Source organism: Verrucomicrobiia bacterium (assembly GCA_023953615.1).
GTDB lineage: Bacteria > Verrucomicrobiota > Verrucomicrobiia > Limisphaerales > JADLHS01 > JADLHS01.
This window is the reverse complement of the sequence record JAMLJH010000001.1, coordinates 905,991-930,670: the sequence shown is the minus strand read 5'-3', so window position 1 is coordinate 930,670 and position 24,680 is coordinate 905,991. Positions and strand designations below refer to the sequence as shown.

At 59.5% G+C, this 24,680-nt stretch carries 22 protein-coding genes, 1 tRNA gene and 1 CRISPR repeat array (1 of these 24 only partly in view); of the genes, 1 reads left to right on the top strand and 22 read right to left on the bottom strand.

Annotated features, from left to right (window positions below; genetic code table 11):
• Nucleotides 1-1,110: direct repeats of the CRISPR family, unit length 36 nt; unit sequence AGTTTGTCAGCCCTTGGACGGGGGGCAATCCCAAAC (it extends 2,754 nt beyond the left edge of the window).
• A 122-nt stretch (nucleotides 1,111-1,232) separates the two neighbouring features.
• Nucleotides 1,233-1,718 (bottom strand): YajQ family cyclic di-GMP-binding protein, encoded by a 486-nt coding sequence (locus tag M9920_03695; protein ID MCO5051385.1) that lies wholly within the window; start codon nucleotides 1,716-1,718, stop codon nucleotides 1,233-1,235.
• Between the two features lie 284 nt (nucleotides 1,719-2,002).
• On the opposite strand from M9920_03695, the gene M9920_03690 reads away from it, so the two are divergent.
• A tRNA-Ala gene (locus M9920_03690) sits at nucleotides 2,003-2,078 on the top strand.
• A gap of 199 nt (nucleotides 2,079-2,277) precedes the next feature.
• Here the strand turns inward: M9920_03690 and M9920_03685 are convergent.
• The 21 genes from M9920_03685 to M9920_03585 all read right to left on the bottom strand — a co-directional run bounded on the left by M9920_03685 (nucleotide 2,278) and on the right by M9920_03585 (nucleotide 24,647).
• The gene (locus tag M9920_03685; GenBank protein MCO5051384.1) at nucleotides 2,278-7,842 is read right to left on the bottom strand and encodes a lamin tail domain-containing protein; all 5,565 of its coding nucleotides are present in this window, start codon (nucleotides 7,840-7,842) and stop codon (nucleotides 2,278-2,280) included.
• A 79-nt stretch (nucleotides 7,843-7,921) separates the two neighbouring features.
• Nucleotides 7,922-8,485, bottom strand: a complete 564-nt coding sequence (locus tag M9920_03680; protein MCO5051383.1) for a hypothetical protein — start codon at nucleotides 8,483-8,485, stop codon at nucleotides 7,922-7,924.
• Between the two features lie 55 nt (nucleotides 8,486-8,540).
• Nucleotides 8,541-8,930: a phosphoribosyl-AMP cyclohydrolase gene (gene hisI, locus M9920_03675; GenBank protein ID MCO5051382.1), complete on the bottom strand. Its 390-nt coding sequence runs from the start codon at nucleotides 8,928-8,930 to the stop codon at nucleotides 8,541-8,543.
• 104 nt (nucleotides 8,931-9,034) lie between these two features.
• Nucleotides 9,035-10,411: an FAD-binding protein gene (locus M9920_03670; GenBank protein ID MCO5051381.1), complete on the bottom strand. Its 1,377-nt coding sequence runs from the start codon at nucleotides 10,409-10,411 to the stop codon at nucleotides 9,035-9,037.
• On the bottom strand, nucleotides 10,408-10,632 hold the full coding sequence (locus M9920_03665; protein ID MCO5051380.1) for a DUF2007 domain-containing protein: 225 nt from the start codon (nucleotides 10,630-10,632) through the stop codon (nucleotides 10,408-10,410). Before M9920_03665 ends, M9920_03670 begins: the two co-directional genes overlap by 4 nt.
• A 17-nt stretch (nucleotides 10,633-10,649) precedes the next feature.
• Entirely contained in the window at nucleotides 10,650-11,669 is a 1,020-nt protein-coding gene (locus tag M9920_03660) for a hypothetical protein (protein MCO5051379.1), read from the bottom strand.
• The gene (locus M9920_03655; GenBank protein MCO5051378.1) at nucleotides 11,666-12,637 is read right to left on the bottom strand and encodes an MlaD family protein; all 972 of its coding nucleotides are present in this window, start codon (nucleotides 12,635-12,637) and stop codon (nucleotides 11,666-11,668) included. The genes M9920_03660 and M9920_03655 overlap by 4 nt, the downstream gene beginning before the upstream one ends.
• Before the next feature lie 9 nt (nucleotides 12,638-12,646).
• Complete coding sequence (locus M9920_03650) at nucleotides 12,647-13,378, bottom strand: ABC transporter ATP-binding protein (protein ID MCO5051377.1); 732 nt, start codon at nucleotides 13,376-13,378, stop codon at nucleotides 12,647-12,649.
• Nucleotides 13,375-14,154, bottom strand: coding sequence for an ABC transporter permease (locus M9920_03645; protein MCO5051376.1), 780 nt, complete (start codon nucleotides 14,152-14,154; stop codon nucleotides 13,375-13,377). Before M9920_03645 ends, M9920_03650 begins: the two co-directional genes overlap by 4 nt.
• Before the next feature lie 108 nt (nucleotides 14,155-14,262).
• Complete coding sequence (locus tag M9920_03640) at nucleotides 14,263-14,949, bottom strand: 1-acyl-sn-glycerol-3-phosphate acyltransferase (protein ID MCO5051375.1); 687 nt, start codon at nucleotides 14,947-14,949, stop codon at nucleotides 14,263-14,265.
• A 5-nt stretch (nucleotides 14,950-14,954) separates the two neighbouring features.
• Nucleotides 14,955-16,610, bottom strand: a complete 1,656-nt coding sequence (locus tag M9920_03635) for a C45 family peptidase (GenBank protein MCO5051374.1) — start codon at nucleotides 16,608-16,610, stop codon at nucleotides 14,955-14,957.
• Nucleotides 16,607-16,981, bottom strand: a complete 375-nt coding sequence (locus M9920_03630) for a hypothetical protein (GenBank protein ID MCO5051373.1) — start codon at nucleotides 16,979-16,981, stop codon at nucleotides 16,607-16,609. Before M9920_03630 ends, M9920_03635 begins: the two co-directional genes overlap by 4 nt.
• Entirely contained in the window at nucleotides 16,978-17,514 is a 537-nt protein-coding gene (locus M9920_03625; GenBank protein ID MCO5051372.1) for a hypothetical protein, read from the bottom strand. The genes M9920_03630 and M9920_03625 overlap by 4 nt, the downstream gene beginning before the upstream one ends.
• A 1-nt stretch (nucleotide 17,515) precedes the next feature.
• Nucleotides 17,516-18,223 (bottom strand): outer membrane lipoprotein carrier protein LolA, encoded by a 708-nt coding sequence (locus M9920_03620; protein MCO5051371.1) that lies wholly within the window; start codon nucleotides 18,221-18,223, stop codon nucleotides 17,516-17,518.
• The gene (locus M9920_03615) at nucleotides 18,220-18,972 is read right to left on the bottom strand and encodes a polysaccharide deacetylase family protein (protein MCO5051370.1); all 753 of its coding nucleotides are present in this window, start codon (nucleotides 18,970-18,972) and stop codon (nucleotides 18,220-18,222) included. The genes M9920_03620 and M9920_03615 overlap by 4 nt, the downstream gene beginning before the upstream one ends.
• A 17-nt stretch (nucleotides 18,973-18,989) precedes the next feature.
• Nucleotides 18,990-21,176 carry a beta-ketoacyl-[acyl-carrier-protein] synthase family protein gene (locus tag M9920_03610; GenBank protein ID MCO5051369.1) on the bottom strand — a complete coding sequence of 729 codons (2,187 nt, stop codon included), beginning with the start codon at nucleotides 21,174-21,176 and terminating at the stop codon, nucleotides 18,990-18,992.
• Nucleotides 21,176-21,436, bottom strand: a complete 261-nt coding sequence (locus M9920_03605; GenBank protein ID MCO5051368.1) for a phosphopantetheine-binding protein — start codon at nucleotides 21,434-21,436, stop codon at nucleotides 21,176-21,178. The genes M9920_03610 and M9920_03605 overlap by 1 nt, the downstream gene beginning before the upstream one ends.
• 12 nt (nucleotides 21,437-21,448) lie before the next feature.
• Entirely contained in the window at nucleotides 21,449-22,027 is a 579-nt protein-coding gene (locus M9920_03600; protein ID MCO5051367.1) for a hypothetical protein, read from the bottom strand.
• Nucleotides 22,028-22,090: 63 nt separating this feature from the next.
• Nucleotides 22,091-23,251 carry a beta-ketoacyl-[acyl-carrier-protein] synthase family protein gene (locus M9920_03595; GenBank protein ID MCO5051366.1) on the bottom strand — a complete coding sequence of 387 codons (1,161 nt, stop codon included), beginning with the start codon at nucleotides 23,249-23,251 and terminating at the stop codon, nucleotides 22,091-22,093.
• Complete coding sequence (locus tag M9920_03590) at nucleotides 23,244-23,654, bottom strand: hypothetical protein (protein MCO5051365.1); 411 nt, start codon at nucleotides 23,652-23,654, stop codon at nucleotides 23,244-23,246. The genes M9920_03595 and M9920_03590 overlap by 8 nt, the downstream gene beginning before the upstream one ends.
• A gap of 3 nt (nucleotides 23,655-23,657) precedes the next feature.
• Nucleotides 23,658-24,647 (bottom strand): lysophospholipid acyltransferase family protein, encoded by a 990-nt coding sequence (locus M9920_03585; GenBank protein MCO5051364.1) that lies wholly within the window; start codon nucleotides 24,645-24,647, stop codon nucleotides 23,658-23,660.
• Between the last annotated feature and the right edge of the window lie 33 nt (nucleotides 24,648-24,680).

Genomic DNA, 24,680 nt, shown 5'->3' with positions numbered 1-24,680 from the left:
GCGAGCCGGGCGGCTGGTCAGTTTGTCAGCCCTTGGACGGGGGGCAATCCCAAACACTCACTCACACCCCCCTACGTGCGCGAGAAGTTTGTCAGCCCTTGGACGGGGGGCAATCCCAAACTCTTCCTGCGCCTTTGCCGCCTCCTTGAGTAGTTTGTCAGCCCTTGGACGGGGGGCAATCCCAAACTTATTCTGGCGGCGGTGACTGGCAGTAATGAGTTTGTCAGCCCTTGGACGGGGGGCAATCCCAAACTCTTGCCGAATTTCAGCGGCTCGCGTAGTGAGTTTGTCAGCCCTTGGACGGGGGGCAATCCCAAACTCATTCGCGAACATCAACAACGCGTGAAGGAGTTTGTCAGCCCTTGGACGGGGGGCAATCCCAAACTCTCAACGGCGGCTCGCCGATCATCTCCGCAGTTTGTCAGCCCTTGGACGGGGGGCAATCCCAAACTTCTTTGTTGAGCTTGATGGTGATCATGTTAGTTTGTCAGCCCTTGGACGGGGGGCAATCCCAAACTTGTAATGAGCAAGTGCCTTTCGTTTGCTCAGTTTGTCAGCCCTTGGACGGGGGGCAATCCCAAACAGTTGAATGATCAGCTCACGCTTAAATCCAAGTTTGTCAGCCCTTGGACGGGGGGCAATCCCAAACGGTGTTGGTGTTGGCTCCGCTGATTCTGTGAGTTTGTCAGCCCTTGGACGGGGGGCAATCCCAAACTGTTCCGCGCTTCTACGTATTTTGCCCGCAGTTTGTCAGCCCTTGGACGGGGGGCAATCCCAAACCCGGCATCAAACCGCCCGAGACACCGGCAGAGTTTGTCAGCCCTTGGACGGGGGGCAATCCCAAACCTGTTCCAACTTCAAGACCTTTGAGCCACAAGTTTGTCAGCCCTTGGACGGGGGGCAATCCCAAACCGTCTTGTAAATCCTCGAACAGCCGCCGGAAGTTTGTCAGCCCTTGGACGGGGGGCAATCCCAAACACTCATATTTAACTCGGCCGGCTCGGGGTAAGTTTGTCAGCCCTTGGACGGGGGGCAATCCCAAACTTTCTTACGTGTTGGGCGGTTTCCGGTTTTAGTTTGTCAGCCCTTGGACGGGGGGCAATCCCAAACCGTCGGCGGACCCGCTGTTGCAGCAATTGTCGTCCTTCACTCTGGAAGATGTTATGCTTGGATAGGGATTTGCAGCAGCGGGTCCGCCGACGGTTTTCATTTCCGCACCGCCCATTCCACCATCAGTCCCGAAAATTTTGAAACTGCAAGGCCAGCGGAAAATCTTTGGCGCGCACTGCGGCAATCACCGCCTGCAAATCATCCCGACTTTTGCCGGTCACCCGAATCTGTTGATCCTGGATTTGTGTCGTCACTTTGAGTTTTTGGTTGCGGATGTAGGTGGTGATCTCGCGCGCCACCTCGGCGGCAACGCCCTGTTTGATTTTGATCACCTGGCGCGCATGACCCAGCGGCGAAATATCCGGTTCGGGCTGCTCGACATTTTTCAGACTGATGTTCCGTTTGGCGAGTTTGCCCAGGACAATATCGGCCAGCGCCTTGATTTTGAACTGATCCTCGGCGCTCAGTTTGATGTCATTCTTTTCCAGCACGATCTCGGCTTTGCTCCCTCTCAAATCGAAGCGATTGGCCAGCTCTTTTTTCGCGGTGTTGACCGCGTTCTCGATCTCCATCGAGTTCACTTCACTGACAATGTCAAATGATGGCATGTCACTATGTTAGCCAGCCATGGAGTGATGGGAAGATTTTTACTCACGCTGCTCACCCATCCGTCTTGAAGCGGGTCGGGCCGGCAGACCTGGTCGCTCAAAGGTGGAGCGGCAGTCCTCTGCCCGTCGCTGGCTGATACTGGCGCGTTTTGATTCACCACGGCGGTGCGCGCGGAGTGAAGCGCCTTATCCAACCAAATGATTTCACCTCAATAATCTCAAGAGCGGATGAATTTGATTTTGACTTAACCGTCCGGCTCGTTAAAGTTTCGGCGCTTTTGGATGGGGTCGTAGCTCAGTTGGTAGAGCACCACAATGGCATTGTGGGGGTCAGGAGTTCGAATCTCCTCGGCTCCACCATTACTCAAGAACTCTGAAATCAACCGTTACTGGTTGGCTTTTTAGTGAGCGTCGCCAGTATTTGCGCAAGTGCAGGCTCCGATCACTATCCCGCATCTCCTCCGTTAATTAGTCGCGGTCGGTTTGATCCTTCCCTGTCATCCCACTTACCCTTGGCTAGGGCGGGGATTAATCACCCCGCCGTTTTTTTTGGATTACCTCACGGATTATAACTGACGCGCAGCCGATAATAGCGCGTGGCCGTCTGCGGATCGGTGACGGAGATGGTGTCGCCGGTGCCGGTTAATCCGCTCACCAGCGTTTGCCAATTTGCCGGAGTCAGCGATCCGGTGAATTCCACCGCGTACGTGCGGCCCAGGTGCGAGAAGAACTGCAGCTCGCAGACTTGATCGTCCGCCGCAATGGAGCTGAAGCGCAGGTAATCATCCGGATCGCTGGGATTTGTTCCGGCCACGTATTCCTGCCAGTTGCCGGCGCCATCGCCATCGGCGTCGCCGGCAGCACCAAACGGTCCCGAGCCGATTTGTGGGTCAAGGCCGTTGGCCAACTCCCACACATCGGGCAGGCCGTCGCCATCCACGTCCACTTGCGGGCCGCCGGGATTGGCCTGTCCTGCCGTCGGATTTGCCGCCTGCCAGTTCAAAGGATCGTCCGCAAACAGCGTCGGTTCGATCCGCTGCAAGGAAGGGCCGCCGCCATTCGCGCTTGAGGGCCAGGGGGCGACGGGTGAATAGGTCACGGTTTCGACGAGATAATAAGGCACTTCAACTCCGGTGGGCAGCAGGTTGGGATTGTCGGGGCGCTCCAGCACCACCGTTTCGCCGGCGTTGTTCAGTTTGCCCGACCAGGGACCGAGCAAGAGCGTGTTGACGGGCACGCTGTATTTCGCGAGGAAGGCGGTCTTTAAAGCCCCGTAAAGTTCCGGGTCGAAGCTCACCACCAACAGCCGCTGTCCCGGCGACAACACGAGGCCGGAAGGAAAATCGAAGGTGACCGCATCTCGCAAGCGCCAGGTGCTGCTCGGGTAATTCACATCGTACAAGGGCACGTTGGTGCTGGTGATATTTTGCAGTTCAATGAATTCGTTCAAATCATCATTGGCGCCGCCGGGCAGCTGGGGCGGGTTGTACATGATTTCGGAGATCACCACTGGTCCGACGCGCGGATAAGCGTTGCGTTGTCCGAGCGTGTTGACGCTTTGCAAAACAAAGAACTCACGCTGCTGACTGTTCACGTACCGACCAAACGAAACCGGATTCGGCGCCGCGCCGAACGCAAACCCATGCGCGTAACCGGTGAGATTGGTGTTGGCGTCGCCGGAAAACAGGTAAACGGACTCGCCGGTTGAACTCAGTTGGAAGCTGGTTGGGCCAACGCCGAATTGATCCGCATCGAAGACCAGGTATCCGTCGGCGGGAATGAACTGGTTGGCGGGAAGGCGGTATTTTTGGGGTTGATGCGGATCATCGGTCAAAAACCAACCGCCCACATTCACCGCATCGAGGGTGGGATTGTAAAGTTCGATGGCATCCCGCAAAGGCGGATCGGTATGCGTCAGCGCTTCCGTCACGAGGATGGGAGGAATTGGCGTCGGTGTCGGATCATCCGCACCGGGCGAACCGTTCAGCGCGCCGCTGGGACGCCAGCTCTCCTTGAGACTCCAGGTTTCCGGATCTGCCAGTGGATTGATGATCACCAACGAGAACCCTTCGCCATCCGTGCCCGGATACCAGGCGTCGGAGAAATTGAAGTCCAGAATCGGTTCGCCCAACGCGCCTTCCAAGGTGAGATGATCGCCACTATTCGACAGCTTGTTGGTGTACACGCCCGCCACCAGTGGTGACATGCCGTAGCGCGCGCGAAACGCGGCCAGGTCTTTGGCCACCACCACGTATTGGCCGCCGCCCAGAGTCATGTTGGGGAACGTATAGGAAATCCCGCCGCCAATTTTGAACCCATTCAAATTCAGCGACGTGCTCCCGATGTTCTGTAATTCAAGGTACTCGAAGTCGTCTGGATCACTGGTGTTTCCGACCGGCGGCGCGGGCGGATTATACATGATTTCAGTGATGCGCAAAGCGGGCAGCGAAGTGTAGAGCGTCACCTCTCGCGGACCCGACCAGGGGCTGGAAATAGGCGGATTTTTCGAGCCGGTCAGATTTTGATGGGTGGGATTCCATGAACGCGCGAAAAGCTGAATGTTACTGGTGACGGTGATCGTCACCGGGCCACTGTTGGAAAGCGCGGCGGGCGAGATCGCCCCGCCCGGCAAACGCGGATCGGTGCCGTTGAGCGTGTAGAACACGCGGCTGTTCGCTTTGCTTGCGGGGGTGAGGACAACCGTCTGACCGCTATTGACCGGGCCACTGGTCGCGTTCACCGTCGGCCGCGCGAGGAAATTGGCATCCATGAAATTCAGTCGGTCCATCAGCCATTGTTTCTGGAAGTTCACTTCACCCGCGTAAGTGCCGGGAAAGGTGTAGGAATAACTTCGATCCGGCCAGCCCGACGAGGGTGCGACCACGCCGGAACGAGGGGTGGAATCAGACCATTTACTAATTTCTCGCGCCGACACGGCACCCAAGTTGCCGGTCAGCCCGTCAATAATGGCGAAGATGGCGTTGGTTGAAAATTGTGCGTCCCGCAAGGTCTGATAACGATCAATCCACTTCTGCCAAAAGTTCGGGTCCTGCAACAATCGGGAATACCAGGGATTGCCGAATACGTTGTTGGGATTGAAAAAGTCCGTTCCGTAATCCGTGCCGTTGGCGGCCCCCAACGGATTGGAACCCATCCACGAACGCGGATTCCAAGCCCGCCAATCGCTGCCGGCGCTCGTGCCCAGGCCCCGATCAAAATCCCAAAGCGGCCCCATGGCAAATTTTTGATTGCGGTCCTTGAACATGAACGCGCTCAATCGCAACGCATCCGAGCTGAGCGATAGAACGTTCAAAAGGTGATGATCAATCCACGCGTCCACGTCAATCCAGGCGGCGTAACCCGTGGTGGCATTGGTCCAATTGGCACCCGTCAAAGCGTTGTAGAACGAATTGATGTATCCCGCGATGTAGTTTTGCTGCAAGGCCCGACCCGGATAGAGGCTGTAATCCTTCATCTTGGGCTCGACAAACACCAAACCTTGATTGCCGGCGCTGAACGTGCGTTCATCGGCGTCCGCACGATCAATCTTCAAAATATACCCGCCCGTGATGGCGGGCGTATTGGTCTGCATCGGGGTTAATCGGGGGATATTGACGCGGTCGGCATTCGCTTTGATTTTTTCCATCAACACATAGACGCCGTTGTAATGCCCCACTGCCGGGGCGGCATAATTGACGGTCGTTCCATTAAAGCAGGTGAACACCTCCACCATGCGGGCTCGCGGAGAGTAACGCCCGATTGAACGGCTCAGGTCGTGCATCAGTGGATTATGAATCCACGATTTGTCATACAGGTTGGGCGCATAGAAAACCCAGTCAGAGCCGGCGGGCATGCCCAGGACTCCCACGCTCTGGTTATCGTTGAATTCGTCCCAGGTTTCGACGGCAAAACTTTTCTTGGCCATGCCCAACGTGCTGCTGCCGCGCAGATGGATGCCGATGCGTTTGACGACGGCCGGCGGGTTGGTCAGCGAAGCATGACCATAGTCCGTATCGAACACCATCATGACGGCATTTTGGTCCGTCGTCGCGGGTGGAACGTTGCCGCCAAAATTGTAAAACAACACCACGGGCGCTTCGGAACTGAAGCTCGCCGCGCCGGGCGTAATTTGCAGGTAGGTCTCACTGGTTGGCGCGCTGGGAAATGCGTCTGCCTGCGCCGGAAACGCGCGCGCCCGAACCTGCGTGCTGGTGCTGATGTTCAATGGCCCGGTATAGATCGGTGAGGTGTTATCCGGCAGGTCGGTCAGCGCTGCCGCCGCGCTGTCCGTGACCAGAAAATAACGGATGACCGCGTTGGTGGCTTCCGTGCTCAAGGTCAGTTGGAACGCGGATTGAAAGGTGCCGCTGGGGCGCGAGAAGGTGACGGGCGCTAGAAATCCCGCTCCTCCGGTCGCATTGACGGCCCCGGGCGTCGGCGTGGTGAAGTAGCCCACCAGGGAATAATCCAACCGATCCCGTCCATACGAGACATCATCATACTGGGCCGGATAAGCGGTAAACGCTGAAACCACCGTGGCGCCATCGGAATAGACCAACCCCAGGTAATTGCCCGCTGATTTGCTTAATTTGAAATTAGTGTGCAACGGCGCGCCCACCACGCCGCGGTTTTTATTCGAAGCCCAAACCAGCAGGTAATCGCCCGGGGCCAGGCTCAGCCCGGTCGGCAAACGCCACTTGGTCAGGTTGCCCGCGTTATCCGTCAAATACCAACCGCTCAGGTCCACGGGCTGAGTGCCGGCGTTGTATAACTCAATCCAATCGGAGTAATCCCCATCGTCGTCGCGGATCGTGGTGGAATTGCCCGCCATGAATTCCGTGATGCGTACGTTCAAATCCGTCGTCTCCGGGTCCACGGTATAATGGTAGTTACCGCCCACAAACGCGTTGGAATTGGCCGATTGATCCACGATCCCGGCATTTGGTGACCAAGCCACCTGCACCGCGCCGTTGGGTTGCGGCGGGAATTGAAAACTATAAACCTCCGGCGCGTATTCCGTCACCTGGGTCGCGGGCACGCCATTCACCAGCAGGTCTTCCGCCGCCACGCCTTTAACGCCTTCGCTGAACACCACCTCGAGCGAACTGAATGTCGGCACCGTGGTCCCCGGCGCTGGAATCAGATTCACGACCGTCGGCGCCACGGTATCGCGAACGCGCTGGTAACCGATGCTGTCCAACGCCAGGCCCCAGACGATGTCGCTGCTCGTGGCGTTGGCCTGATGCACTGAAGCGGCAATGATATTGTTGCCCGGCATGAGGTTGATTCCTTCCAACTGGAAGATTTCATCCGTTGTCGCATCCGCGCTTGCTCCCGGTGGGAATGCGCCGTTAAGGGTGAAAGTCGTGTTCCCGATCACCCCGGCAGGCATGCGCAGACGCAACGCTTCCGTGCCATTCACATAAACCATTGCGCCATCGTCCGCCCGAATCGTCGCAATCAACGGTCCCGGAATCAGGTTGTTGCTCGCGACGTTGATCGCCGCGCGAAAATAGTACGCATGTCCCGAGGCCATGCCGGTCACCGGATTGTTCGGCGCGCGCAGACTGGTGCCAATCAGTGGCGTAATGGCGGAGTTGTTTTCTGCCGCCAGTAATCCGGGGCCGCTGGGCCAGACGGCGTCGGCATAACCGGGGTCGGTCCAATTGACGCCATCCAGATTGTTGGAAAGGTTGTACCGCCAGACGCTGCTATAGCTCAACAAGTGGTTGGTCACCGCCGCGCCGGGCAGACCAAAATCCACCGTCAGGCTGACCGCATCACTAAGCGCCACGCCCAAGGTGTTGGTGACCCGCACCCAAAAGGTCGCGTGATGATCCGTCGCGGAAACAGCCGGAATCGTATAGCTGGTACCGACGGCGCCCGCGATGGCGGCATCATCGCGAAACCATTGGTAAGACAGTGGCGCGCTGCCACTGGCGGCAACCTGCAGGGTCATCGGGTCGCCCAAAAAAATGGTGGGGGAAACCGGCGCTTCGGTGAGGCTGGGGGCCTGTGCGAAACCATCCGAGGCCGCTGCGGTCAGCAAGACCGCCATGCCTAACTGAACCCAGGACCTTCCTTTTTTTTCCAACCGGTGTGCGAAATACGGCAGATGCAACATGTGCTGCAAAATCAAGCACACTTTGCCCGATTTGTCATCCTTCTCTTTCAGGACTTCCCTCGGATAAATCCCAGCGCCGTTACTCCGGCAATTTCACTTCGGCAAAAGGTTCCCGGCGGCGCCGCAGTCGCCACAGGGAAAGCGATGTAAAGAGGACCACCGCCAGCACGTAGGCAATCATGCCCATCCCGATGCCCAACGGCACAAGCAGCAGATAAGTCCGCGTGGCACTGAAAGCCACCAACGCCACGCCTACGGCCAACGTAAGCAAGCTGTTACCGGCCAGACAGAACAAATACAGGATAACGGGCGTTTCTTCCAACCGTTGCACATGCCATGACCGATAGGCTTCTTCACCCATGGAGCGCATCAACCAGGCGGATTGAAAATTACGCGCGGCCACCAACACGCTGGCCGTCGCTACCACGATGGCGGACAACGGCCACGCGGCCAGGCTGGCGACCACGATCAGATTCACGACCATGCCCCATTTCCAACCAAGTCGTTTGGCGATGGGATTGCCTTCCAGCACCAAATTGGGCGTCGCCACCCAGGTGCTGAGAAAATCGGCCGCGCGCGCCAGAAGCAGAACCACGAGGTAAATAAAATACGCGCGACTTGCGAATGGAACTGAATCATCCATGAAGTGTCATGCGGGCGCGTTCTCGACCGATCAACGGCCGGCGCCCGCGTCCCGATTATTTCTTGTGGTACATTTGTTCCGGCGTTTTCAAACGCGGTTCGGTAATCCGGCAAGTGTCGCCCTGACCCTCAATCGAACGGAAGAAGCAGGATTGATAGCCCTCATGGCATGCCGGACCGTGTTGCTCCACCTGAATGAGCAGGCAATCACCGTCGCAATCGAACGCCACGTCTTTCACCGTTTGCGTGTTGCCGCTTTCCTCGCCCTTCATCCAGAATTTTTGGCGCGAGCGGCTCCAGAAGTGGGTTTTTCCGGTGGCGATGGTTTTCTCCAACGAAGCGCGATTCATCCACGCCATCATCACCACGCGCCCGCTTTTTTGCTCCTGAATAATCGCCGGGATCAATCCATTCGCATCAAATTTTAGTTGGTCGTAAAAACTCATACGACCGGAATTTTAGATTTACGATATGCGATTTACGAACCAAAAGAACGGAAGCCCTTCGTTCGTTGAGATCGTGGCGGCGGCTGGTTAAATCCGGCTGAGGGTCAAATGAATTTGCCGGGATTCAAGATGCCGCGAGGATCGAGCGCGTGTTTAATGGTGTGGTGTAACCGGCGCGCTTCGGCGGAGGTTGCCAGCGGCCACCACCGTTTTTTGGCGATGCCCACGCCATGTTCGCCGGTGATCGAACCGTTCCACGCCAGGACTTGTTTGAAGAGTTCGTCCAGCGCGGCTTCGCTGCGTCGCTTCGCGCCCGGTTGCGTAAAGTCCACCATGATGTTGGTGTGAATGTTGCCATCGCCTGCGTGTCCGAAACAGGCGAGCTGCAGTTGGTGTCGCTTTTGCAACCGCACGGCAAAATTGAACAGGTCTTCCAGGCGGCCGCGTGGCACCACGATGTCCTGGTTGAGCTTGGTCAAACCGGTGTCACGCAGCGAATAGGAAAACTCACGGCGGATTTGCCAGATTTGTTCGCATTGCTTGGTGCCAAAACCGGTTTCAATGAACAACGGCTGCTGCGGTCGAATGAGGCGCTGGAGGGTTTTGATTTCATTTCGCACCGAGACGCGTTGCCCATCCACTTCAACGATGAGGTGCGCGCGGCAGCCGCGTAGTCGTTCGCTTTTGGTGCGACGATACGCCGCCGCCAGGGTAAAGGAATCGGCCAATTCGAGCGCGGCGGGAAGGAATCCCGCTCCGAGGATCGCGTGCAGGGAGCGCACGGCCTGACGCATCGAGCCGAATCCAACGGCGAGGTTCGCGCGGTCGGGCGGCAACGGCAACAATTTGAGAGTGGCCTCGGTAATCACCCCCAGCAATCCCTCCGAGCCGACGAAGAGGCGGTGCAAATCAAAGCCGGTTTTATTTTTATGGGTGCGTCCGCCCAGTCGGACGATTGTGCCATCGGCCAGCACCACTTCGAGGCCCAGCACGTAATCGCGGGTGACGCCGTACTTCAAACAGCGCGGGCCGCCGGCATTGGTGGCGATGTTCCCGCCGATGAAACTTTCCTTGCTGCTGGCCGGATCGGGCGGATAGAAACGATTTTGCTTTTCCACGGCGGCTTGCAACTCCGCCGTGATGACGCCGGGTTCAGTCACCACCACAAAATCGTCAGCGTTAATTTCCTTGATGCGATTCAGGCGTTCGAGGGAGAGCACGATGCCGCCGCGCCGCGGAACGCAGCCGCCCACGTAGCCATAACCGGCACCGCGCGGCGTGACCGGGAGGTGATGCCGCTGCGCAAACTTAAGGATGGTGGACACCGACCGGGTGGAACGCGGCAGCGCCACGGCGTCGGGGCGGTGGGTGGCAAACCATTTGTCGCCGGCATATTTTGCCAGCGTGTCGGAGTCGAGTTTGATTTCGCCGGGGAGCAGTTTTTGGAGGGAGGCGAAGCGGGCGGACGCGGAGGAGTTCATTCGAGTAGTGTAACCGGGCTGTTGAGAAATTCTTTGGCTTCGGCCGCTTCCGCCTCGGGCACCTGCACTTCAATGCCGCCAGTGGCCAGCGAGTAACCATCCATGCTCAGGGCGGCGAGTTCGCCTTTGAGGTGCGGATGAAATCCGGCGGCTTCGAGGCGCGACGCAGTCAGATTGGCTTCAACCGAGCTGAACAGGTTGGCGACAGTGATCAAATCCATGGTTCAGTTATAGTGGGTTACGAGTTGGAGCGCAAATTGGCGAAAACGATGACGCCCGCGCCGGTTTGGATCACGCTTTGGACGACGGCTTCGACCTGATGGCCAACGTGCGCCTGGCCGTGATTCACCACGACCATCGTGCCATCGGGCAGATAGGCCACGCCTTGATCCTTGTCCTTGCCTTCCCGCACGATTCTCAGCGTGAGCGGATCGCCCGCCAGCAGCACGGGCTTCAGGTATCGCGCCAGCTCGTGCAGGTTCAAACAAGTGATGTTTTGCAACGCGGCGATCTTGCCGAGGTTGGAATCGTTGGTGATGACCTTGGCGTTGAGATTGCGCGCCAGGCGCAACAACTTCGCGTCCACGTCGGGTTCGTCCGGAAAGTCGCCCTCGTGCAGTTTCACTTCGAGTTGTTGGTTGGCCTGGATGCGAGTGAGCATGTCCAGCCCGCGCCGCCCGCGTCCGCGTTTGGTTTCCTCGGCGGAATCGGCGAGGCGTTGCAATTCCTTCATCACGAACGCCGGCGTCACGATGATGCCTTCGAGGAAATGCGTTTTGATCAAATCCACAATGCGTCCGTCAATGATCGCGCTCGTGTCGAGGAGAAGGAGGTTGTCCGCTTTGTCGCTGCGTCGGGAAAACCGGACGTAGGGGATGATCAAGGAAAAATCCTCCTTGTTGCTGCGCATGGCGAGGACCATGCCGATGTAGCTGAAGCCCAGGAACAGCGCGAGCCGCACCAGCCAGCGCGTGTCATCATCCACCCGATCGAACAATCCGGAATGATCCACGAGTTGCGCGACGACGATGCCCAGGAGCAATCCGAAAGTGGTGGCGGAAAACGCGCGCAACGAAAAGCCCTTCAGCATTTCGTCAATGGCAATGAGCAAGCCACCGAAACCGAAGCCGATGACGGCCCCGAGCGGGCCGCTGTAGGCCGGCCCCACCAGATCGGGGCGCAACTGGCTCAACGCGTAACCCGTGAGGCAGCACAGGATGAGAAAGAAAATTCGGACAACCCAAAGGGAGCGGATCATGGATCAGGTGGGGGGGTGTTGGTGCGGGGAAACGGGGGATTTTTTTGTTTCCAGAGGATGCCCCAGAGACCGCGCGTGTTGAGGTTGCTGGCGGTGTAGGAAAGGTTGTAGGCAATATCGCTCAAGTAATCGGCCAGCGCTTCATCGCGCAATAACCGGCCGGCCGCGCCGCGCCCGGCCTGCAGGTCCGTCAACAGGTTGGTGACGATGGTGGAGCTGGTTTCCAGGTTGAGCATGGTGGCTTCGAGGCGCGCTGAATTGGTTGCCACCACCGCGTTGATGCGATCCGTCAACACGGGCAATTGCGCGCTGAACTGGTGCAGTTCCCGGACGGCGGCGTTGATGGGTTCGGAATTATTGGTGACGATGGCGGACAGGTTTTGCATCGCCTGTTCCGCTTCGCTGGTCATGGCGTTCAGCCGATCCAGCGCCGTGCCCAGATTTTCCAGCCGTTGCTCGTTCAACACCAGGCGGCGGACGTCGCTGACCGCCGCGTTCAGGTTGGTGGTCGTCTGACTGATTTTGAGGATCATCTCCGTCGCGACGGCCACGGCTTCCTGCATGTTGAACGGGGCGCGCGCCGAGACCACGGCGCCATTCGTCAGCACGTAACCTTGATCGCTGGCGGGATAGATGGCGACGAATTGGTCGCCCAAAAATCCGGCTTGCTCGATTTCGAACCGCGCATCGGAATGAAGTTTGAATTGGGGGTCAATGCGCAGAAAAATGGTGACGTTGGTGCCGCCGTGGTTGAGCTGGATGGTTTTGACGTTGCCCACCGGCACGCCCCGCATCAACACCCGCGCGCCCGATTTGATGCCGCCGACGTTGCTGGAGAGCAATTGAATTTCGTAGTGCTCCTTGTAGGAAAAGGAATTACGGCTGAACAGCACGGTCATGCCGCCGACCAATACCAATCCGAACAGGATGAAAACGCCCACTTTGATTTGCTGGTTCACTCGACTCATAACATTGAACTAGGGATCGGCTCGACCATTAATAAACTGCTGAACCACCGGGTCGGTGGAGTTGAAAATATCCTCCGCGGTGCCGCTCGCGTAAACCTTTTTGTCGTGCAACATCACGATCCGGTCGCCAACCCGCCGGGCGCTGCGCATGTCGTGCGTCACCACGATGGCCGTGACCTTCAAGTGCTGGGTGACGCGAATGATCAATTGATCAATGCTGTCGGAAACGATCGGGTCCAATCCGGTGGTGGGCTCGTCATACAGAACGATCTGGGGATGATAAATGATGGCGCGGGCCAGTCCGACGCGTTTGCGCATGCCGCCGGAGAGTTCCGAGGGCTTCTTGGTTTCAATGCCCGGCAGGTCCACCATTTCGAGCACCTCGGCAACCTTGCGGGCGATTTCTTTCGCGCCCAGCGTTTTGTTGCGGCGAAAGGCGAAGGCGACATTTTCCGCCACCGTCAACGAGTCGAACAAGGCGGCGCCTTGAAACACCATGCCGAACTTGCTGCGGACGCGGATCAGATTGCGCTCGTCCATCGTCGTGATTTCCTCGCCATCAATGCGCACCGATCCGGCGTCCGGTTGCAGCAATCCAATGATGTGTTTGAGCAACACGCTTTTGCCGCAACCGCTGCGCCCAATGATGACCAGGGATTCGCCCAAGGGAATGGAAAAGCTCACGTCCTCGAGGACCGTTTGGCGGCCAAACCGCTTTTGGAGCTGGCAGACTTCGATCATAGCGTGTGAAACAGCCGCCCAAACAGCAGGGTCAGGAAGAAGTTGGAAATGAGAATCGCAATCGAGCTGTAAACCACCGCCGCCGTGGTGGCGTAACCGACGCCCTCGGCGCCGTTTCGACAGTTCATGCCTTTGTAGCAGGCGATGCTCGCGATCACCCCGCCGAACACGAACGATTTCATCAGGCCCACCGACAAATCCACAAAGCCGGTGTAGCGCAGCATGTTGTACCAAAGATACGCCGAATCCACTTTCATCAGGTAAACGACGACAACGTAACCCGCACCGATGCCGATGGCGATGGCTTCCGCCGTGAGCAGAGGGAGCACCAGTAGCGTGGCCAGAAATCGGGGCGCGACCAGGTAATCCACCGGATGCGTGGCCAGAGTGCGGAGCGCGTCAATTTGTTCCGTGACGCGCATGGTGCCGAGTTCGGCGGCAATCGCCGCACCCACGCGACCCGCCACCATCAGACTGGTCAGCACCGGACCGAGTTCGCTGCACATGGAAACGCCGACCAACGCCAGGGTGGCCGTGTCCATTTTGAATTGGTGAAATTGGTAATAGGCTTGGGCGGCGAGAACCATGCCGGTGAACGCGCCGGTCACCAGCACGACCGATTGGGATTTGACGCCGATGAAGTAGATCTGTCCCACCAGATCGCGCAGCGCCATGCGGAATCCCAGCAGGGAGAGCAGCGTTTCTTTGCACAACTGGCCGTACGCACCGAGTCCACGCAACCAGCCTGTCAGGTATCTTTCCAAAAACGCAGTCACCACCCGTAAAACTAACAAGCGGGTGGCGGCATGGCTACACCGTTTGCCAAAAATGATGCGGGCCAGGGATTGGAAAGGGGCGGAAACTCCGCCCGCTCGCTCGTCCCCTTATTGCTCCCGTGCCGCCGCAATTTTATTGCGGACGAATTCCAGAAAATCCTCGCGCGACAGGTGGAGATATTCGTCCGGTTCGACACTCGGAGCAAAATGGACTTCCACCTTCCGCAAACCGCTGAAGAGGTGCAACGGTCCGGTCTTGGTTGAAATCAATTCCATGTTTCTAAAAAAGACGGGAACGAGTGGCAGCCGCGCTTCCTGGGCGATGTAATAAATGCCGGGCTGACAGGCTTTGACGTTCGTTCCATCCCCGCGCGTGCCCTCGGGAAAAACGATCAGTTGAAACTCCTGATGACAGCGGGCAAAGGCGCGCAATTCCTCGATGCGTTTGGGATTGAATCTCCCGCGCTCCAGCAGAAAGCCGATCTTGCTGCTGAGCATGGTTTTGATCCAGTTGGCCCGCCAGACGGATTTGTCACCGAGAACCAGGATGGGGAGGCAACCCGCCTGCCAGCAGAGTGATCCCAACAGAATTGTGTCCAGCAAACTGACGTGGTTGCAGACGAAGAGGTGCCGGCGCCGGCGATCCAATCGCGACAAGCCGTGGGCGCGGCGCAGATAGGGAAGCGCAAAAAAGAGCGTGGTCCCCAAGCCCAGCCACCACTGGATCAGAACCAAACCACGGGTGGCGCGGCGCGCGGGCAAGGCGGCTTTGTGTCCGGTGGGGTCGGAGTCCATGCGGATTATTTTTCGCCGCGGATTCGTTGCAACAGTTGGTCCAATTGCTCCGTTTCGCTCTGAAAAGCGGGCGGCGCGGTCCGCGCGGCTTCCAGAGCGGCTTGCGCCTCGTTAGTCCGGCCCAGATGCAACAAAGCGATTCCACGCAGCGTGGCGTTTTGATAGAAACCGGGATTGTTCTGTTCCGCCCGTTCGGCGGCGGCGAGCGCTTCGGTCGCCTGCTGATTTTTCAAATCGCGTTGACCTTCCCGCAACGCTTGTTGGGCCATTTGAAATTTTTCAAACTCCCCGTTCGTCAGCATCGCGTCGTCCGGGATCGTCAATGTCGGTAGCTCGCGATCAAAATCATTCAGGTCAAACGCCACGAATTTTCCGAGTTGATGCGGTGGTGAAGCCGCCCAAAAGATTCCCTCGGTCAGATCCATGATGGTGGCGTGCGTGGCAATCAGCGCGTTGAGGGTGCCGCGATGTCCGTTCCCCGGGAATTTTCCACCGGGCAGATGCCGGTCGCGCAGCAGCTCCGCCGCTTGCGACGGCGTGAGGTGGCCGTGATGGGTTTGCAGCAGCTCATTCATCCGCTTGTAGCGGGTCAGCGAGGTGCCTTCCGCGAGATAATGGAGGTTGCGTTCGTCGTCCTTGAGCGGATCGGTTTCAAAGTGGTTGGCCGAGACAATGAAATCCGCCCCGGCTTCACGGACCGTGGTGGTTTGCGGCGTTTTTTCCACCACCACGAATTTGCCGTCGGCCCGACTGCCCACCAACAGCAGGGTGGAAACGAAGACGCGATTGGTGCGAATGATCTCGAGCGCGTTCGTCAGGTTGTGGGCCTGCTGCAAAACTTCCCGCGCCACCAGCGCCACGGGGGTGGCGGTTTCCGCCGGCAAACTGGAGGGCGCGCCGTTGATGCTGATCGAAACGCCCGCGCGATTCATTCCCGAGACGACGCCTGCCATGCTGGCCCAGGCCAACGAGACGAACGGAATGCCGTCGTCCGGTTCGTACAGCAGGACGACGCGGTCGCGACTGAAAACGTCCGCCGCTTCCCAATCGAAGTTGCGGCCGGTGATTAAATGACCGTCGGCGGTGGCGTCGCCCCACGCGCCAAAGGCGGTGCAACCGGCTTTCGAGATCAGCGGGTTGTCAATCATCATGTAGGAGATGTCGTGCGCCGCGTGGTAGTTGAGCAGGCGGTCGTAATAATCGCCGAGTTCCGGATGCGCGTCCGAGCAACCAAGCGTGGTGCCGAGAATTTGCAACCGATAATCCAGCGGCACGAAACGGCTCAGGTGGCGGTTGCGAAAGGTGACGTAGGTTTTGAGCACATTGATTTTCCACTGCTGCGGCACGTAGTGGTGGATCATGACGAGGAATTCATCCTCGAGGGTGTGCATTTTTTGTTCGAGCAATTTGCCCGAGGCGTAGCCCATGGCGAACGGCGAGCCTTTCAGCCGGATGACGGTCAGGCCCTCGCGTTGCGCCGTCCAGGATTGCCCGAGCCAGGTCCGGCCCTCGCGCGTTTCAACCGGCGCTTGCAAAATCGAAGTGTCCGCGGGCAGCGGCGGCGGTTTTTGCGTCCAGGAACGCACCAGTAATTTACCCGAAAACCACCCGCCCACGGCGAGCAGTCCCAACCCGAGTAAAATGATTCTAAACCGTTTCATGCTTCTGGAATCAGCCGCAATATGGCTTCACCCGCGGGCTGTCCCCGAACGGAAAAGCTGGCGCGGACTTGCAGCATGGCGGTTTTCTCGCCGCATTTCAATTCCACACGAATGACTTCCTCCGGCAGGATCGGCCGGAGGAATTTCGCTTTGACCACGGCGCCGAGCCGCAGGGGTTGCCGCGCGCTGAGTTCGGCGGCATATCGCGCCAGTTCAATTTGGAAAATGCCGGGCAGAATCGGGCGCTGCGGAAAATGTCCGGCGAAAGTCGGATCGGCGGCGGGAAACGAAAACGTAAATGCGATGGCACCGTCCGCAGCGTTTTCCGGTCCGCTCACTTTGGCCGCCTGGATGGATTCACGAAAGTTCATGGGGCGCTGGCGACGGGAGGAACGAAGGATTCGGGAGGTTGCGGTCCGGGCGCGACATTGACCGTTTGCACTTCCAAGCGATACCAACGGCGCGCAATGCGGTAGCGATCCGGGCCGAGCGATTCGCCGGGACAGTCGGTCTGGCTTAATCCGAGCAGACAACGCGCGTCCGCCGCCAGAAAGCGTTCAATCCACTCGGTTTTGAACGTCGGGCTGGAGCGCATCACGTAAGTTTTGCCGTCCGGCGTGAGCAACACATCCGCCAGCACGCCGCCAAAATTTTCCGTGACCACCAGTCGCAGTCCGTGTTCGGCGCTCAACGCGGCGTAGCCGTTCAACGGAAATTGTCGTCCGCCGAACACCGTCAACACACCGCGTTGCGTGATGAGCGCGTCGGGCGGAAAGCTCTGGCGTGACACCTGAAGTTGAGTGCGTGGCGCAGTGGCACAGCCCGCCAAAACGAAGCTGAGCGACAACAAAACCGCTCCGCTCCAGCTCCGGACCGCTCGCGTTGGCGCCTGGGTCGCCTTCATGTTATTGCGAGTCCGCCGGGCGCGGCGGCGCGACGGCGGTTTGAATGGCCGCAAGGTTCAGCGGGGTGGTTTGATCGAACGTGTGAGCGGGAAATTTCGGATTCCGAATTTCACGGGTGAAATTGATGCGGGTAAAATCGCCGCCCGGCTCGCGCATCACCACGGCTTGAATCCCGGCAAAATCCGGCGGGAACTGAATTTCCAGTGCCGCCAGAAAACTGCGGATGGTTTCGTCCTTCGGCACCAACGTGACGATGGTGATGGCGCCGGTCGCCACGCTGAGCGTGTAATTGTTGGTGAGCGCGGCAAATTGTCCCTGGTGCATCAAAGTCATTTGCTCCATCACTTGTTTAAGCGCCTGCGGAAAGCCGAGTTTGAGTTTGTTCCAGTGGCCGTCATTGAATTCAAATTGCGCGACGGATTTTTGGCTGCCGAGCAGGATGGATTGGTAGGGGCGGGTGGTTTCCCAGCGGATCCATCCCGGCCGATCAATCAACATGACCCCTTCGCTGTGCAGCGGGGCGGCAAACAGTTGCAACTGCCGGTTCTGGCTGAACTCCAGATAGACCGAACCCAGCGCGGACATCTGTTGCTGGAGCTGCGCCAGGATGGGTTGCGGATCGGTAACGGGAGTTGCGTCCGGTTTGGACTCGTCCGCACCGGCCGCCAACGCCGCGATCATCACCATCGAGAGAACCAATTTTTTCATGCCAACATTCGATCCAAACGCACGACTTCGTAACCCTGTTCCCGCAATTTGGCGAGTAACAATTTTACCGTGGCCACCAGTTGATCCGCCGGAATGCCGCCGTCATGCAATAGAATAATCGCGCCCGGTTTCAAGCGGCGCACGACGCGGCGCACGATGCGGTTCGGGTCGGATTGGCGGGTGTCCAGACTGCGGATGCTCCAACCGATGACCTGCAGGCGCAACGCTTTCGCAACGCGAAAGGTGTTCGGATTGGACAAACCGACCGGCGGCCGAAAATAGCGCGGCGTCGTCCCGGTGTGCTTTTCAATGGCGCGTTGGGCGGCCTCCAAATCGGCGGTGAGTCGGCGCTTCGGGAATAAATTGGTGGCGTAACTGTGCGCGAAGGAATGGTTCTCGAGCAAATGTCCCGCGCGCAAAATTTGATTCGCCAGCGCGGGCGCGGCCACCACCTTCCGGCCCACCGCAAAAAAGGCGGCTTCGATTTCATGCTGTTGCAGCGCTTCCAGCAGTCGCGGCGTTGATTGCGGATCCGGGCCGTCGTCAAAAGTGAGCGCGACTTGTTTTCGTTGCGGATTGCCCGCGCAAATGAACGGACCAAAATAGCGCCACTGCGGTCGCGCCACGCCCACGCCCATGAGCAGAAAAAAAATGATCCAAATAACGACCAGCCAGGTCCACGATCCCAGCCACAAGACCAGAGCGCTCAATAACCCGGCGGCGAGGGCCACGCATTGAAATCGGGTCATTGTCGTGGGCGCGAGGTTCAGGGTTCGATGAGGCAGATCGCTTTGCCGCCCCGCCAGGCCAGGGTGTAAAGCAAAACCCGGCAACCCCGCTCGCTCGCGGCGGTCACGGCGCGAATGAAGCCCACCCCCGAGGCCGCCGGAAATTCACCACAGTCCTGCTTGTAGGTTTGGTGTTCGAGCTTTTGCGAGCGGTGCCGGTTCAGTTCCGTTACGACCTCCAGGTAACGCGAATCGAATTTTCGCCAGCCGTGCGCGCCGGTGATGATGAGCGGGACGGTGGTGAGATCAATGGTATTGGCAATCCATTGCGCTTCAGCGACGGGATTAAACGGTTGTCGGAACCGGCCCAACCGCAACGCGGTCACGCGCGCCAGCGGTGCGGCGGCGGTGGGCGTCAACCGCGCGAACATGGCGCCCTCGCCCGGTTGGTTCACCGCGTCCCAGACGCCCCAGCGTTTGCCGAGGTAGAGCGGGTATTTGTTTAATTCATCCTGCGCGCCCGCAAACGCTTCGTCGGCTTCGCCGCAGGCCAGTTGGTTCAGCGCCTGCCACAGCGCGCTCTCGAAGGAAATTTCGTCCGCGGTCGGCGCGGAGTTGAGTCCGTGAGCCGCCAGGTCAATGGCCACCTGTCCGGCGGGCGCGTTATGCACGGAGCCTGGAAAACGGGTGGGCATGGGTTCCGCCTCGTCCTTCGCAATCAAGTTTTCCAGGAAGATCGCGCCTTCCTCCAAGCTGCCGAATCCGGTGCCCAGCGTAATCGCCACGCGCTGGGTTGGCTCGGGCCGACCGGCGCGACGCGCGGCCAAGACCGCCATCTGACTCAACCGGTTCAACCGCCGCCGTTGAATGGGACTCAAAGTGTTCAGGTCGCTGAATGGGCTGCAAGCGTGCGCGGTGACGGTTACCGTCGGCAATGGCCATTGCGTGCTGCGTTCCACGACTTGATCCGGCAGAATCGCGCCGAGACTGATGACGCTGGCCGGTTTGACGGGCGTTGCCCGCGTCTGCGGGATCACGTCCGCATGAGAAAAAATCACGACGGCGTTATTCCCGCCAAAGCCGAAGGAATTGCTCATCACGTGCCGCAGATGTCCCGCCTGGGTTTTGATCACAGGCGACAGGCCAATGGCGGAATCCGTCTGCCGGAAACCGGGATTGCCGGGCAATTGCTGCCGACGCAAGGCTTCGATGCACACGATGGCTTCCAACGCGCCACTGGCGGCCAGCGCATGACCGAAAACGCGCTTCGTGCTGGAGAACGGCGGCACGTTGGCGCCAAACAGCTTGCGCATGGCCTTGGCTTCGGTCAGGTCATTGTCGCGGGTGCCCGTGCCGTGCGCGTTGATGTAATGAATGTCCCCCGGACGCAAGTTCGCCCGCCGCAACGCCGCTTGCATGGCGGCGATGGCTCCTTGGCCGTCCGGATGTGGAGCGGTGGCGTGATACGCATCGCAACTCGCGCCCCAACCGGTAAGTCGGGCGAGGATTTTGGCGCCGCGCCGGAGCGCGTGTTCCTCGGATTCCAACACCAGCGCGGCGGCGCCTTCGCCAAAACTCATGCCGCCGCGATCCACGTCAAAGGGGCGGCAGCCCTCCGCGTCCACCAGCAACAGGGAATGAAACCCCGCCCAAGTGGTGCGCGATAGTGAGTCGGTCCCGCCGGTGACGACCACGTCCGCCGCCCCGCTTTGGATCAAATCCGCCGCGGTGGCGATGGCCAGTCCGCCGGAAGAGCAGGCGGTGGAAATCGCAAAACTCGGTCCGTAACAACCGAAGCTGTTCGCGATCAGGTCCACCGGCGCGGAACACTCGTGAAAGCGCGTGGCGCACGGGCGCATCCGGTTTTTCTTGAGCAACGTGACGAGAAATTGTTCGCTGTCGTAAGACCCGCCCACCGAGCAACCCAACACGACGCCGGTACGTTCGCCGCATTTGGCGAGGTCAAGTTCCGCCGCGCGCACGGCGTCTCGAACCGCCAGCCACGCCAGTTTGTCGCTGCGCGAACCCCGCAATGGCGCGCCCAGTTCATGTGGATCAAAGGTGATTTCGCCAACTGGAATCTGGCCGTAGCGCGGCGAGGTGAAAAGTGAGAGCGGCCTCAATCCGCAAGCGCCGTCGGCCACCGCGCGCCACACTTCCGCGACATTCGTCCCGGGCGCGGCAATCACGCCCTGACCCGTGATGACTGGAAAGCGCGCGGACACTAGGCAGCCGGTCGCCGGGCTTCAATGAAGTCGGCCAAAGTGCGGACGGAGCGGAAGGCCGGCCGCCCTTCCTCGATGTCTTTGATCACAATGCCGTAGTGTTTCTCCAGCATCACGACGAGTTCCAGTGCGTCAATCGAATCCAACCCCAGACCCGTGCCGAAGAGTGGCGCCTCGTCATCAATCTGCTCGGGGGTGATATCCTGCAGGTTCAGGGCTTCAATAATTCGCTGCTTTAATTCCGTCGTTGCAATGGCCATGAAATTACTTCTTCAGATTTGCTCGCGCAGCGTAGCAAAGACTTGATTGATGTCACGGTCATTTTGACTCCATTCGCGTTCGCCCGGACCGTTGCGTTGAAGCAGCAACGCCCGCGCTGTCGCTACTTCCGGAAGCTTGATGAGTGCCGCCAGCGCCGCGGAAATAACTTCCACGTCCACGCAGATGACCGCATCGGCTTCGTCCGCCTGCAACAGGTCCGCGCTCGCGCCGATCAAATCTCGTCCTTCCCCCACCTGACAGAGACTGGGGCCGGTGATTTTATGGCGAATCGCCAGTTCCCCAATCGTGGAGCTGGGCAGCGTGTAGATGAACAGCGTCGGGCTGAGTCCGCCCGCCAGGTCGTGCCCCGCCCAATAGGCTACATCGGTGCTGAGCGAGCCGGTGCGGGTGTTGATGACCAGTGCGATGCGGTCCGCGGGCAAAGCTTTGAAATGCTCCGCCAACGGCTCGACGGCGAGCAGCGCGAGTTGGCTGGATAAATCCATGCGGCCAAAGCGCGTTCCCAACCGCGCGGTGGCGATTTCTGATTGATCCGTCCAATTCGTTGCGGTGATAAAAATGTTACTCATGGCCGATGGCTGGCGAGTGAAGGTTTCGCGTTGCCGAAGCGTGAAAATCGTCGGTGCGTGAGTTCATGCTTGTTCCAGAATGAGCGCGCCGTTCATTCCGCCAAAACCGGTGTTGAGTTTCAGGATGCGCTTGAGGTGCGGCGCGGGGCGCGGGGTTTTAATCAAACTGGCGGGAAAGCCGGCGGCTGCGTGCTCCAGTCGCGGCGTGCCGGGCAGAAATTTTTCCTGCAACGACATGGCGCAGGCGATGGTTTCCAGAACTCCCGCCGCGCCCAGCGTGTGTCCAAACATTCCCTTCAAACCACTCACCGGCGGGATGGCGTCGCCAAAGACGGAAAGCAGCGCCGCCGATTCCATGGCGTCGTTGTATTGCGTCCCGGTGCCGTGCGCGTTGATGTAATCAATCTGCGTGGGAGCGAGGTCGCTCGCGCGCAGCGCCACGCGGATGGCCTGGGCCAGCCCGGCGCCGTCACGCGATGGTCCGGTCATGTGATTGGCGTCATTGCTCGAACCCCAGCCGCGAATGTACACCGATTGCGGAGCCGCCAGATCGGCGCGCACCAACACCATTGCCGCGCCCGCTTCGCCCGGACTTAATCCACGGCGATTCTGATCAAAAGGCCGGCAGCCGTCGGGATCAATTGCCTTCAGCGTGCTGAAACCGCTCACGACAAAAGCTGAGAGATGATCCACGCCAATCACCAACACCGCGTCCGCGACACCGCGTCGAATCAACTTGGCGCCCTGCACCAGGGCGATCAGCCCCGAGACGCACGCGTTGGAAACATTTTGCACCGGACCGCGCGCGCCAAATTCAGCGGCCAGATCTGCGGCCAGCAAATCCGCCTGCAAATGGCGGCGGGCGGGCGCCGAACACGCTCGTCCGTCCGCGATGCGTTCCAACGCTTCAATGTTGGCCTTGGTGGTTGAAAGCACCAGGCCGAGCCGTTCCGCCGGGATCGTGCGCAGGACGGATTCACTGGCGCGAACGGCTTCGTGAAGCGCGGTGGTGGCGAATTGCCAGGCCGGGTCGTCAGTGACTTCCTGCGGGGCGGTGCCGACCATGTTCGTTTGAAATAGTGCCCGCGAAAACCGGGAATCCACGGCGAGAGCGCTTCGGTTGTGTTGCAACGCGTTGCGCAACGGCGCCGCACCGTTACCCGTGGCGCAGACCAGTCCCCAACCGGCCAACGCGGCGCTCGTCGTTGTGGTGGCGTCACGCATACAGCGAAAGATCGCCGGAAGCGATGAGTTGCGCGTTCCAGGTGATGCGCCCGTTGATCAACCGCATCGGGCCGAGCCGCTTCACTTCCGTGGTTTCCGCCTGCAACGTTTGCTCCAGCGGTACGGGCTGATGGATTTGAAAATTGGCCACCGCCGCCAGCAGGCCGTGATGGGCAGCATCGTCGCCGGTATCGGTGCGCCGGCCTTGTCCCAAGGCAGCCGCCACGGTTTGCGCCAGACACTCGATTAACGCCGCTTCAATCACCGCGCCGTTCGCCACGGCAAAATGGTTCTTGGTGAAGCGAACGGTGGCGATGGCGGTGGTGTCGGTGCAGGAAATTAATTCCTCCACCCAACGCATTGGCGGGCGATGGGGTAGCAAGGCTTCGATGGCAACAGACATGGACTACTTCGCCGGATGGGTGACGGACGGCGGAAAGGTGGAAGCGGGGGCCGAACTTTTGGCGAGCACCGGAGCGGCGGGCGGCGTATCCCAGAACGGATAGAAATTGTACCACTGGAAGGGATCGCGCCTGACGACGGATTCGAGGTTGGCGGCGAATTGCGCGGCGCATTTTTTGAGATACGCATCCCGTTCGTGATGCGGCGGGCGATACGGGTTTAACGCCGGAAACCCGTAGAACTGATAATGGCCGCCGGCTTCGCGCAGACTGAAAACCTGCACGGCGGGCGCATTGGCAATCGCGGCCAGCACGTACGCGCCAACGGGTAGCGAGGCCATGCCCCCCAAAAACGGCACGGTGGCCGTCGGCCCGCCATAAGCGCGGTCGCCCAGCATGGCCACGACTTCGCCGCGGCGCAACGCCGCCACCAATGGAATCGCGTCCGTGGCGGTGCCGGTCAGGGGAATGAGCTGGAATTTTTGTTCCGCCTGCGCGCGGTTGAGCATGGCGCGAATGGCCGGCATTTCCCGATCAAACCCCGTGACGCTCACGGGCAAGCCGATGCGGGAGAGCAGTTGTCCCGCGACTTCCCAGTTGCCAACGTGCGCCGTCAACAACAAGACGCCGTGGCCTTGGGCGGCCGCCTCGCGCAGATGATGCTCGCCATCAAAGTCGAAACTGAAGTGCCGCGTATTGCCGGCCAGAATGGCGGTGCGATCAATGATGGCGCGACCGAACGCGAAGAAATGTTTGAACACGTACCAGCGGCGCTTCCACCACGGCAGCGGCCCCATCAGACGCCGATGAAAATCCATCGTGGCCGGCACGTCGGGCGAGGCAAAGCTGAAATACAACGCGGGCGGAATGGCGAAGCCGTAGGCGACCGTTGGGCCGAACCAGCGAATCAACTTGATGAAGAACGCGATCCCCGTTGGCCCGCCCCGCAGCCGCCCGGTGCCCGACCAATGTTGCGTGGAATTCGGCACCGTCATCTCAGCGGAGCGAGCGGAGTTTGGGGCCGGCGA